Raw genomic sequence first — 12,423 nt, forward strand, 5'->3', positions numbered from 1 at the left:
TCCTCTTTGCTTGGCGGCGAACGCGACAAGTGCCACATCGAGAGATTCGAGGACTATGTTCGCGACCTGGGGACGTTCATCGACCAAGTCGTCAATGCGCAAGCTCATCCCGCGCGGGTTCTTCTCGGCCACTCGATGGGCGGCATCGTCGCGATGCTCTACGCGGAATCGCACCCCGGTGCTTTCGACGGCGTGATTCTCTGCGCGCCCATGCTCAGAGTCGTGACACATCCCTTGCCTGAGGCGCTCGCCGGCGTCATGTGCGAGTGCGCTGTGCCGCTTGGTCTTGGCGAGCGCTACTGCCCCACACGCGGTCCGTGGGAACTGCTCCCTTTCGAGGGGAATCCCTTCACCCAGAGCCGCGCGCGCTGGTCGCTGTGGGAAGAGCATCTCATTCCGTCACGCGATCTCACGGGCATGGGCGGTCCGACGCTACGCTGGCTTCGCGAGGGTATGCGCGCGGGGCGGCGCGCAGGACGCGACGCAGGAGAAATCCGCGTTCCTGTCTTGCTCTTCCAGGCGGGTCTGGACACATACGTCAAGCCGCGCGCGCAGGAAGAGGCGTGTGACCGCATGCCGAACTGCGAGCTTGTCCGCTATCCTGTCTCCCGCCACGAGATCCTCATGGAGCGCGACTCCATCCGCGACTCCGCGGTCGAGGAAATCCGCGGCTTCCTCGGCGGCATCTCCTCTCGCGTAGCAGCCTCTCTGGCGCGGTGATCGGCCAAGTGCCGCCGTTGCGCCGGCGCTTTGGAGGAGCCCGTCTCGATCAGAGACCCGCCAGCATCCTCCGAAGCTCCGCCGCTTCCGGGCGGTCCGGGTAGAGGTCGAGGAACCGCTGCCAGTAGGAGCGGCCCCGGGCGCGGTCTCCCCGGTCGCGCGCGATCGCGCCGAGGTTGAGGAGGGAGAAGGGATAGTCGGGGACCTCGGACAGCAGGAGCTCCCAGATCGCAGCCGCGTCCGCCGCGGGCGAAGAGCGCGAGGTCTCGCGCACAGCAGTGACGGCCATGTGGTTCAGTTGCTCCGCCGAGATCCGTCCCGCCCGGAACAGGGCGCGCCAGCATGGGATCGCGAGGCCCGTGCGCCCCGTCCTGTGATAGAAGCCGGCGAGGCGCTCGCCATCGGACCCAAGCCCCGGTGAAGAGCCCCACAGGCCAAAGAGCGTCTCGATCGCCCGCGGCTCCCCTCCGACGAGATCGGCCAGCGCGCACAAGCCCCGCGCCCGCGCCGTGGCCGCGCCCGCGCCGGCGAAGGTCGCGCCGCTGTTGCTCGCGCCGGCGCAAATCGCGGAGGCGCGGTCGGCGCGACCTAGATAGAGCTCCGTCTCGATCGATCTCTCGAGCAGAAGCGGAGTGCCGATGTCCGGCGCGGCCCGCGTGGCCTCGAGCAGCCCTCTAAAGATCCCGGACGCCAGACGCAGGCCCCTCTCCCGCTCCGGCCACGAAACCGAGGACCCCTCATCGAGCGCCGAGCGGACGAGGATCTCGCCGCGCTGGGGTATGTACTGCCGGTTCTGGGGGTAGCGCTCGATCGCTTCGCGGTAGAGGTCGGGGACTTCACCCTCCTCGCCCCGCTCGATCAGGACATCGGCGAAGTTGATCCGCGCCTCGTCCTTGTAGGGATAGAACTCGAGCTCCTTGCGGTAGGCCACGGCGGCGGAATCGAGATCGCCCCGAAGGTGATAGAGGTTTGCGAGGTTCTGATGGGCCCCGCGGGCCGTCGGATCGCGCCGAATCGCCTCGCGGAGGTGCCGGTAGGCCTTGGCGTATTCCCCGCGCGATCCGTATTCCGCCCCCAGCGTAACCCAGGAATCGGTGTGGGCCGGATGGACCTTGATCGTGTGGAGCAGAAGCCCCTCCTCCGTCCGGAAGATCGCGGAGCGCGCCGGCACCTGGGCGACGCTCACGAGCGATATCGCGACGAGCGCGCCCGCGATCGCTAACCCGGCGGGAAGGCGTCCGCCCGCCCTGCGCGCGAGGAGCTTCTCCTTTCCCCACTCTGCCAGACCTGCGAGTCCCAGAACGAAGCCGATCGACGGCAGGTAGGTCCAGTACTCGCAGACCACCGTCTTGAACGCCAGCGGCACCAGATGCGAGACCGGCAGGAGGCTCACGAGGACCCACGCGACGCCGAGCCCCGCGAGGGGCGCCTTCCGGAAGAGATAGATCGCGAGGGCGACCTGGATCGCCAGGAAGGCGGTCGAGAGCAGGAACCAGGGATCCCCGGCCGATTGCGGGAGCCGGAAGGGGACATGGAAGTGGAGCGTCCCCGGCAGGAACAGGACCTTCCAGTAGTACGCGTACACCGTCGGGAGCATCCCCGCCCGGAAGGGGATGGCGATCGTCGCGCCACCGGCGCGGAAGTCGGGGAGCCCCAGGACCGACGCGCGGAACATCATGTAGGCGACCGTGACGGCGAAGATCAGCCCCAGTTCCGTCCAGGGCCAGTTCGGAGGCGAGTCCGAGGCCTTGCCGCGTTGCCTTCTGCGCGCGAGCGCGTAGAGCAGGACGAGCCCGCCGAAGGTGAGTGAGATCTCCTTCGAGAAGAGGGCGCCCAGATAGAGCAGGAGACCGATCCAGAGCGAGGGGCTCTTGAGCCTCTCTCCGATCGCCGCGCCGCGCGGAATCCGATCGAGATGCTTCCCCACCATGATCACGGCGGGAAGCAGGAAGAGAGCGGCCACGAGATCGGTGCGGCCCGCGATCCAGCTCACGTTCGCGACATGGATCGGATGCACGGCGAAGAGGAGAGCTGCCGCCAGCGCGATCTCTCGCCTCGCCCCTAGCCTCCGGAAGAGAAGAAGAACGAGGAGTGTGCAGACCGCGTGCAGGATCAGATTCGTCAGGTGATAGCCGAAGGGGCGCAGGCCCCAGATCCTCGCGTCGAGCGCGTACGAGATCGTCACGAGGGGGCGGTAGTAGTCCTTCGCTTCCTCTCCAGGACGGGGCACGTCAAACGCGCTGCCCTTCCAGAAGCTCTGGCCGAAGGCCTTCGCGATCGTGAAGTCGCTGATGTAGCTGTCGTAGCGCTCCTCGATAAGGTACTGGTCGTCGCTGACGAAGCCGTTGCGAAGGGCGCCTCCGTAGCCGATCAGGATCGCGACGAGCAGGACCGCGAGCGACAGCAAGAGGAATCTGGCCTCTCCCCCGTCATGCCCCTTTCTCACCGTCGCCCCGCTCATCGTCTGTAGGGCCCAATCGCAACCAAGAGAAGAAGCGCCATGAGCCCCCACTGTCCGAGCCTACATGCCCGGCGGATCCTGTCTTCCGTCGCGCGCACTTCGATCTTATGCGATCCCTTCTCGAGATCGATCACGATTCCCCCGAGCGGCCCCTTGCGCCAGGGCCAGGCCCGGCCGTCCACCCGCACTTCCGTCTCGGGGTAGGCGTTGCGCGCGATCCGGATCGTGACGGGCCCGAGATCGGGCGTCTCGATCTCGAGTCGATTCGGCAGCACGACCGCGCGCGCCTCTGCAACCGTCCTGGGCCGCGCGGCGCGCACCCATCCGATCGAGGCGCGGGCGAGCCGATCGGCCGCGCTCGTGGGGAGACCCTCGGGCCCCACGACCTCGTCGGGCTCCGGGGGACCCGGAGGCGCGCCCGGCTCCAGGACGGCCACAGGCGCGGCTTCCTCCACGCGCAGGGCGGGAAGATCAGGATTGAGAGCGACCCCTTCGCCTTCGAGACTCCTGGGGGTGAGAGGACCCTCCGGTCCCGTGACGACGATGTAGCGGACGTTGTGGACGGCGAGCAGTCGCACCAGATCCCGCGGAAAGGGCCGGCGCGTCTCCATGGCTCGCGCCACGGTGTCGATCAGCGCCGCCTGGAAGGAGAAGGCGCGCGGAGTCCCCTCGACCGAAGGCCCTCCAACGCTCGGAATCGGCGCGCCGATCGCGTGGAGGCGGTGGCTCGGCGCGATCCGGCCGTCGGCGTCCGCGGAGAGGTGGAGGAAACGGCCTCCGCCGATCGGCGCCCGGAGTCGGGAGTAGATCTCCCGGCCGGGGTCGGGTCTCACACCGTAGGTGGTGATCAGATTGCCCGGACCCAAGTCGACGAGAAGCAGGAGCATCGCCAGAGGGAAGATCCCCCTTTGCAGCCACGCGCGGCGCGCGGGCCGTGGGGGGCGGCGGACCAGAGCCGGCGCGGCGATCTGCGCCCCGAGGAGAATGAGACCCAGATCGGATCGCCAGGGGACGACGAGACACCATGGAAGGAGGAGCAGGAGGAAGAGCCCGAGGGAGCCGACCGCGCGGCTCTCCTTGCTCCGATCGAGGGCCGCGCGCGCGAGCCCCGCAAGCGCGAGAACCGCGATGGATATCCCCTTGTATCCGTCGCCCAGGGGATTCCAGCGGAGCGAGTCGCGGATCCCCGCCAGATCCGGAATCCGCAGGCCGATGCGGAAGAGGTCGTCGAACGGAGTCGCGTTCAGCAGGGGCGCGTCCCGGAGCACAGGGTAGAGGAAGCCCGCGGCCAGCGCTCCCCCGCCGAGCGTCCCCACGAGGATTCCCGCCACCGACGGCGCGCGCGCGCCGCGCGTCGCGAGCGTCGGCACGATGCGCACGACGATGAGCACGCCCAGCAGCACGGCCGCTGACCGCGCCTGGTCGGTGTTAGCAAGGACGAGGCCTCCTCCAAGGAGGGCGAAGGCGGCTCCCGAGCGCATCCTCCCGGCGCCCGTCGCCAGTCTCTCGGCCGCGTAGAGGGCCCACGGGAGCATCCCGAGCAGCAGCGCGCTCGCGAGATCCCCATGCCAGATCCAGGTCGCGTGGAAAGTCGGCGCCAGCGCGTAGAGGATCCCCCCCAGAAGCCCCGACCGGAGGTCCCTGTGGATGCGCGCGCTGAAGAGGGCGAACCCCATCCCGCCCGCCATCCTGCTGAACCACGCCAGCTCCTTGGCCGCGGAGCTGGGATCGAAGCGAAGGAATCCGATCAAGGCTTGCAGGAGGTGAGGAAGCGGAGGGGAGTAGGCGTCGGCCGTGTGCCCGCCGAACCAGAGGTCCGTCCATCGGGGGAACGTCCCGCCGCGGATGGAGTCGTGCCAGAGCCATCCGCGCGCGATGTGCGCCCCCGCCTCACCGTACGATGGCTCCCCCCTGGATAAGAGAGCGCATGTGAGGACACCTGAACCGAGCAGCACGAGGCCCGCGAGCACTTCGTTGCGCCGGAGCATCCTGTCGCTCAGCGGTCCGAGCCCGCCGGCGCTGCGGACCCACACATAGACCATGACGAGGCCCACGAAGAGAAGGCCGCCGGCAAGGGCGCCGAGCAGAAGGAGCGAGGCCGGAGGAGAAAGCGACCGCAACGGCGCGAACCGCTCTCCCGCGAGGAACGCGCCCGCGTACTGGTCGCGCAACCAGGGGAAGACGTAGAAGGCGAGGACGATCCATCCGGCGGAGAGGAATGTGATCGGAGCGAGACCGACGACCGGATGCCCCAAGACGGAAAGAGCCTGTCTTGGCGACTGCTCGGGTTCCGCCATCGCTCCTATCCGATCCCCCGCAGCAGGGGGAGAACCTCCGAGGCCGGGCGGAAGCCGAAGAAGCGCTGGACTTCGTTGCCGGCGCTGTCAAGGAGGATGACCGTCGGCAGGCCGGTGATGCTCCAGCGCGCGTCTATCGCCGCGGTCTCGGGGCTCTTGCGCGTCATGTCCAGGCGCAGGATCACGAATCGCCCAAGCTCCCCGGCCACCTCGGGATCGCTCCAGGTCAGCTTGTCGAGCTCGTGACAGGCGGCGCACCAGTCGGCGGTGAAATCGATGAGGACCGGCTTCCCCGAGGCGCGCGCCTGCGCGAGGGCGGCATCCTGATCGGTCCGCCACGGCAGAGTCGATGTGGCGCTTGGGCTCTGCCCCCCCGTTGCGACGGCCGCGATCCGCTTCCATCCCTGCTGGGCCATCAGGCCGCTCGCCATGAACACGATCCCGAAGACCGCGAGGACGATGCCGATCCCCTTGCGCCACTTCTCTCCCTTCCCTGCCCCGGCGGAAAGGCCCGAGAAGGCTCCGACCTGCGCGGCGAAGAGAACGAGGAGGACGCCATAGAGAATCTGCGCCCAGTCGGGACCGATGACGTGGCGGAGGTAGTAGACGGCCAGCGCGAGGAAGATCCACCCGAAGTAGTGCTTGACCGACTCCATCCATACGCCCGCGCGGGGAAGGGACTGGATCGCTCCCACGAAGGTCCCGAGGATGAGGAAGAGGACTCCCAGGCCGAGCGCGAATGTGAAGAGCAGGCCGAATCCGTAGATCGGCCGCCCCACCTGCGCGACCCATGTGAGGAGGACCACGAGGACCGGCCCGACGCAGGGCGAGGCGACGAGCCCGGTGACTCCGCCCATCACGACTGCGCCGATCGGTCCGCCCCGTTTTCCCGACTGGAGCTTGGTCTGGAAGGCGGACGGGAGCGTGATGTCGAAGGCTCCGAGCATCGAGATCGCCATGAGGATGAAGATCGATGCGATCACGATCAGGGCCGCCGTGCTCTGCAGCGCTGCTCCGAAGACCCCTCCGCTCAGCGCGGCGGCGATCCCCAGGACCGAGTAGACGATCGCGATCCCGAGGACGAAGAAGAGCGAGAGGATGAATCCCGAGAGCCTCCCTCTGCTCGCGCCGGCGACATACCCGATGGTGATCGGAATCATCGGATAGACGCACGGCGTGAAGGAGGTGAGGAAGCCCGCCAGGAAGACCAGGAGAAACGCGATCCATGAGCCGCGGGCCAGCGCCTCGCGCAGCTTGCCGGCCAGCCCTTCCTGGACGCCGGCGCCGGGCGCGCCCTCTCCCGCCGGCGGTGCCGCGGTCGATCCTTCCGATAGGGCCGCGGACGGGGCGGCCTGCGGCGCGATCTCGGGCGTAGACTCGGCAGCGCTCCCCTCCTGCCCCGCGGGAGCGATCGGGGCGATCTCGGGCGTCTTCTGCCCCGCCTCAGGAGGAGCATGCTTGGGGAAGAGCGACGCGTGCGTAGGCCGGACCGGCGACCCGGGAGCGACCACGTTCACATCGAGGGTGAGATCCCGCTCGTCGGGAGGGAAACAGGCGAAGGAAGGGCGCTCGGAGCAGTGCTGGTAGCCGGCCCTGAACTTGAGGGCTCTCGCCCCCAGGGGCGTTCCCGCAGCGAGGGCGAGATCATAGAGAACAGCGATCTTGCCGATGAAGATCGGCTCCCCCTCCCAGGATCGCGACGGGGGCAGGATCTGGGGGCCGAGCGTGAACGGCTCCCCTTCCAGGGGCTGCGCGAAGAGGAACTCGTTCTGCTGTATGTGATGGTCCGCGGGGATGTCGTACACCACCGCGACGCGCATCTTCTCGCCGGGGGCGATCCCGTCCTGGCTCGCGAAGAGCCGCATCGGGATTTCCGGAGGGCCGTCGAAGGGCGAGCCGCCGAACGACGCCTGCCCCCACGCTCCGGAGGGAGCCGACAGCGGGACGAGAAGGATGATGAGGAAGGCCCACATGGTGAAACGGCGCATGCTCTCTCTCGCTCCTATGAGCCCGCCTCTCGGGGGCCGACCCGTTGCATTCTACGGAAGGGACGCTCCTTTCGTAAACCCGCCATCCCCCCGCCCGGTTTCGCCGCCGCGCCGTCCAGACCTGCCTGACCGGAGCCGAGACGCGAGCAGGCGCGGCGCGAGGGGGACGGACCCCGACGGTTCCCTCTGCCCCGCTGGGTTCGCGTTCGCGGCGCGGGGCTTCGGGGACCCGCCGGGGTCTCCGCACGCTCCGGATGGAGCGCTGCAGGCCCGCGCAACTCGCGCCCTGCAACTCAGCCAGCGAAGCGGGCGAGGCGCGACACCAGACCCGAGCGGATGCGCCAGGCGAGCGTCAGAGATGCGCGCCGCCGAGTCCGGCATCGATCCCAATGGGGGCGTGGTCGGAGGCTTCTAGTCCCTCGGGACCGAGATCGGCGCGCGTCCAGGCCGCCGGCGGTTGCCCGAAGGCGGGGGTCCATCCGCCGCGGGCGGCGATCCAATCGAGGCGCATCTTGAGCGTTCTCCCGTGCAGCCGGAAGCGACGCGCGAGCCAGGCGCGCAACGGCTCGGGAAGCGCCGCGAGTTCCTCGACTCCGGAGAGGACTTGCAGGGCGGTCGGCGTCTCGTCGTTCCAACTCGCCAAGTCGAATCCGCTTCGCTCCACCGCGCGAAGCAAGGGTTCGCGATCGCCGGGCCGCAGAAGGTCGCGCCGCATTCGCTCCGGGGAGGTCGCCTGGATTCGCAGGAACTCGGAGGCCGACCTGAGGAACGATCCGCGCCGGAAGGTGTGCGTGTTCCAGTCCCCCGCGAAGAGACACGGCCCGGACGGGAGGGCGCGCAGGGCGGCCTCCATCTGGCGCGCCCGCGCCGCGGGCGTGTTGCGCACTTCGAGGTGCGCGGTGGCGACGAGGAAGTCGCCGCGCGGGTGTCTCACCGTCGCCCAGAGAACGCGTCTCGTCCCGTAGCGCTTCTCTTCCGGCAAGTCGTAGTAGTCGAAGATCGTCGGGAGAGGAGCCGATCCCGGATTCGCGAGGGGCCAGCGGGAGAAGAGGGCGATGCCGTGCAGGCCGATCTCGTTCTCGCCGGGGAGAAGGGCATCCTCCCCGAGCGCCTTCGTGAACTCCAGGTAGGTCGCCACGAAGACCCAGTGCATCCCGAGCACCGAGGCCAGCTCTGCGGCCACGTCCCTGTTCCCCGCCCGCACGGTCCCGCAATCGACCTCGGCGAGAGTCCACAGATCGGCCTCTCGTAGCTGCGGATCGCCGGCCATCGCCGACACGAGACGATCCCATCTCTTCCCCTGCTGGATGTTCCACTGGACGAGGCGCACGCGGTCGGAGGGGCGCTCCGAGAGAGCGGGAGGATGCAGCCTCGGGGAAGGAGGCGGCGCAGGGGGAGGAGATGGCGCGGGGCAAGGAGGCGGCGCAGGGAAGGGAGGCGGCGCGGAGGATCGGATCCTCCCGAGCCATTCTTCCAGCTCGGCTCCATGCTCCCGATAGAACCGACTTGCAAGGAACTCGCGGAGGGTGCGCGCGGCGCGACCCGCGGCGACCGCTTCCGCGATCAAGAAGGAGGGCCGGGGGACGCGCTCGATCAAGATCCTTCGCCCGCGCTCTTGCGCTCGATGCAGAGGGCGGTGACGCAACTCGCCGTGGCCGCGAGCCGCTGGCTGGGATTGTCCGACCCGCCCGCTGACTCCTCCGGCAGCTCGCCGAAGCTCCCATCCGGATTCTGTCGCGCGAGCAGCGTGCGCATCGCCTCGCGGTATCCGTAGGTCTCCTTCAGCTCTGCGCCGCTCAGACAGCTCAAGAGATCCCCCACCAGCTCGGACCTGCGGAAGAGCGTGTAGGCCATCGCGAAGTAGGGGAGCACGCGCGCGAGGTAGCGGCGCTCATCCGGCGAGAGACCCTCGAGCGGAGCGACTCCGCCGTCCGTGTAGGCGAGGATCTCCTGGGTGAGGGCGTAGATGTCCCTGAGAGACATGTTCACCTCGCGCGGGCGTTTGCTCAGGATCCCGCTCGAGCGATAGCGGGCGATCGGCCTCTGCGCGTCGATCCCGATCCGCCCGAGGGCCGAGACGTACATCGCCGCGGCGGACGGCGGCATGCGATCGATCTCGGTCTGCAGGATCGGCAGGATCGAGCGGATCACCGGGAGCACGGGAGCGACATCGACGCCGTGCTCCTCGCCGCGGGCGCAGAGGAGGATGATCTCGTAGACGCCCTGCGTGGACCCCTGCATCCGCAGCGTCTCCCGCAGTCTGTCGGCCGCGAGCGCCCGCTCGAGCATCGCGCGGACGCGCTCCCCCCGCGCGGCCCTGCGCGCCGGGTCCCTCTCGGACCACCAGAGGCGATGGAAGCTCTCGATCTGGAGAGTGAAGAGACGGAGCGAGTCGGTCCCGACCCCGCCGAACGGGTCGATCTGGAAGCGATCGAGCCATCCTTCCGTCCGCTCGAGCGCCCGACGAAGAGCCGCCGGATCGATCGGCCCTTCCTCGTCGGGGACCGACATGCCCGAGGGCGGAAAGGCGGCGTCATCGATCGGAAAGGTCGGCGGGGCCGCGGCGGGGGTCGATGGGGCCGGGGCCGTCGCCGGAGGCTTCGGCTTCGGCCCCCTGCCGTCCGAGCGCAGGACGAGATAGCCGATCAGGGGCAAGGCGACGACCAGGAGGCCGATCACGAAGCCGGTCCATTGCCGCCGGGCGGGACGATCTTGAGTCATCGCTCGATGACGCTACCCGGCCCGGACGAGGCGCGTCAATGGCGGGAGACGCTCGGCGGAGGTCTCGGACTCTTGCTCGCCAGACGCAGGGATGGACCATGGAACTGGCCAGCGGATTGGGCTCCACTGCTTCCTCTGAATCCTCCCTTGCCCTTCCTGCGTAGATGCCCAACGATCGATCTTCGTTCATCCGGGCGCCCGCCTGGTCGACCCATTCGGGCCACCATCCGGGACGCCTCGCGCCCGCAGAGGAAAAAGAGGAGGAACAGATGAGCGCCATCGTCGGCGGACTTGACCCATGCGCCACCCTGAACAGAGCCAAGGCGTGGTTCCGCGCCCGATCGACCAGCCTGGTCACGTCGGCCGTGTTGATCGCCGCATCCGCGCTGGTCGCGCCTCCGGCCGAAGCCTCCCCGGCATCGCCGCCGTGTGGGACTTCCTGCCGGCGCGAGGTCCCGGCGCAGGAGCCATCCTTCATTCCAGGGCCGGCCTCGGTCGCCTTAACCGACGACGCCGTGGCGCTTCTCTTGAACCCCGCCGCCATCTGTCGATCGGTCCCTTCGGGGGGATACCTCCTCTGGGGACGCTCCCGCGGCGATACCCTGGAAGTCGGAACGGCGCTTCTCGCCGCCCGCGGGTTCGGGCTCGGGTATCAATCGAGAGATCTCGATGGAGCGAGCCGCCTGCAGCGGATCCTGATCGGCTCGGCCGTCGGCCCCCACGCGGTCTCCGTCGGGTTCCGTACGACCTACGAGTGGCAGCGGCGGCTCTACCGCGACGCGGCCTGGCGAATCGACTCGGGCATCCTCTGGCGCCCCTTCCCCTACCTCTCTCTTGGCGCAGTCGCGCGGGACATCAACGAGGCCGCCCTCTTCCGCGAGCGCTATGCGAGAAGCTACACGGCCGGCATCGGCTTGCGCCCCCCCGGGGACGCGCTGCGCGACCGCCTGACCCTCCACGCTGACTTCACGGGACCCGAGGATCGTTCCTGGCGCGAGGCCGGCGCCGCGCGCGCCGGTATCTGGGTCGAGCCGGTGGACGGAATCTCCGTCGGCGCGGCCATCGATGGCCCCCTCGATGACTTCTCGAATCGGAGCGCCCCGTCGGTCGGCCTTCGCTTCGACTTCCTCCACTCGTCCCTGGTCGGCAACCTCTTCTTCGACAGCGACAACGAGCGGACCCACCAGGTGCAGGGCATGCACTTCACGAAGGCGCGCCAGAGGACGATGCAGCGCGAGAAGACGATCACGCGCGTCACCGTCAAGGGGAACCTGGCGGACGAGAGCCAGAGCGGCAATCCCATCCCCCTGATCGGGGGCCCGAGCTACGCCAGCGCGCGCCCGATCCTCGAGCAGCTCGCCACGGCGCGCAAAGACCGCCACGTGAGAGGAGTCCTCCTCGATCTGCATCCCTTCACCGCCGGCGCCCTCTCGGACGAGATCCGCGACGAGATCCACCGGGTCCGTGTCGCCGGTAAGCCGGTCGTCGCCTACTCGACCTCTCTCACCAACCGCGCGCAGCTCTATGTCGCTTCCGCCTGCGACCGGATCGTCATGGACGAAGTGGGGCTCGTCATGAGCCTGGGAATCCGCGGCGACATCCCCTATCTGGGCGAGATGCTCGATTCGCTCGGGATCCGGTACGAGCAGGTCGCTCGCGGAAAGTACAAGAGCGGATACGAGCCGCTCGCCCTGTCGCGCCCATCGGAGGGGATGCTCGAGTCGATGAACTCGATCATCGACGATCGCAACGAGCACCAGCTCTCCCGGATCGCAGAGGAGCGGAAGGTCGACCGGACGAGACTCGAGGAGCTGACGAGCGGACGGTGGTGGACGCCCAAGGAAGCGCTCGAGGCCGGCCTTGTCGACTCGCTCGGCGACATGCGCTGCGCAAGGCGCATCGTCGCGAGGCTCGCCGACATGAAGGGCGAGCCCGAGCCGGTTTCCGCCGCCGGCTGGGTCTATCCCGACTACGAGTGGGCGATCGGGCCGAAGGTCGCCGTCCTCTGGCTGGACGGCGCGATCGTAGAGGGGAAGAGCAGCAAGGGCTTCATGTCGGACAACACAATCGGCTCCGAGACGGTCGTCAATCAGCTCCGGGATCTCGCCGGCCGCCGCGATGTGAAGGCCGTCGTTCTCAGGATCGATTCCGGCGGAGGGGACGGGATCGCCTCCGACCAGATCTGGCGCGCCGTCGACCACCTGAAGAAGAAGGGGAAGAAGGTCGTCACCTCCAT

7 protein-coding genes are annotated in these 12,423 nt (G+C 68.7%); 2 read left to right on the forward strand and 5 right to left on the reverse strand.

Features of this window, described 5'->3' with window-relative positions:
- On the forward strand, nt 1-720 hold a 720-nt coding region (locus tag FJY88_08270), incomplete at its 5' end, for an alpha/beta fold hydrolase (GenBank protein ID MBM3287327.1).
- 49 nt (nt 721-769) lie between these two features.
- Here the strand turns inward: FJY88_08270 and FJY88_08275 are convergent.
- From FJY88_08275 to FJY88_08295, 5 genes are all read right to left on the reverse strand, one after another.
- Nucleotides 770-3,166, reverse strand: coding sequence for a hypothetical protein (locus tag FJY88_08275; protein MBM3287328.1), 2,397 nt, complete (start codon nt 3,164-3,166; stop codon nt 770-772).
- An 11-nt stretch (nt 3,167-3,177) separates the two neighbouring features.
- Nucleotides 3,178-5,478 (reverse strand): hypothetical protein, encoded by a 2,301-nt coding sequence (locus FJY88_08280; protein ID MBM3287329.1) that lies wholly within the window; start codon nt 5,476-5,478, stop codon nt 3,178-3,180.
- A 5-nt stretch (nt 5,479-5,483) separates the two neighbouring features.
- On the reverse strand, nt 5,484-7,466 hold the full coding sequence (gene dsbD, locus FJY88_08285; GenBank protein MBM3287330.1) for a protein-disulfide reductase DsbD: 1,983 nt from the start codon (nt 7,464-7,466) through the stop codon (nt 5,484-5,486).
- Between the two features lie 352 nt (nt 7,467-7,818).
- Nucleotides 7,819-8,796 (reverse strand): hypothetical protein, encoded by a 978-nt coding sequence (locus tag FJY88_08290; protein MBM3287331.1) that lies wholly within the window; start codon nt 8,794-8,796, stop codon nt 7,819-7,821.
- A 263-nt stretch (nt 8,797-9,059) separates the two neighbouring features.
- Nucleotides 9,060-10,187, reverse strand: coding sequence for a hypothetical protein (locus FJY88_08295; GenBank protein MBM3287332.1), 1,128 nt, complete (start codon nt 10,185-10,187; stop codon nt 9,060-9,062).
- A gap of 269 nt (nt 10,188-10,456) precedes the next feature.
- On the opposite strand from FJY88_08295, the gene FJY88_08300 reads away from it, so the two are divergent.
- The coding region (locus FJY88_08300) for a hypothetical protein (protein MBM3287333.1) at nt 10,457-12,423 on the forward strand (1,967 nt) is incomplete at its 3' end.

This window comes from Candidatus Eisenbacteria bacterium, assembly GCA_016867495.1.
Classification (GTDB): Bacteria; Eisenbacteria; RBG-16-71-46; order CAIMUX01; family VGJL01; genus VGJL01.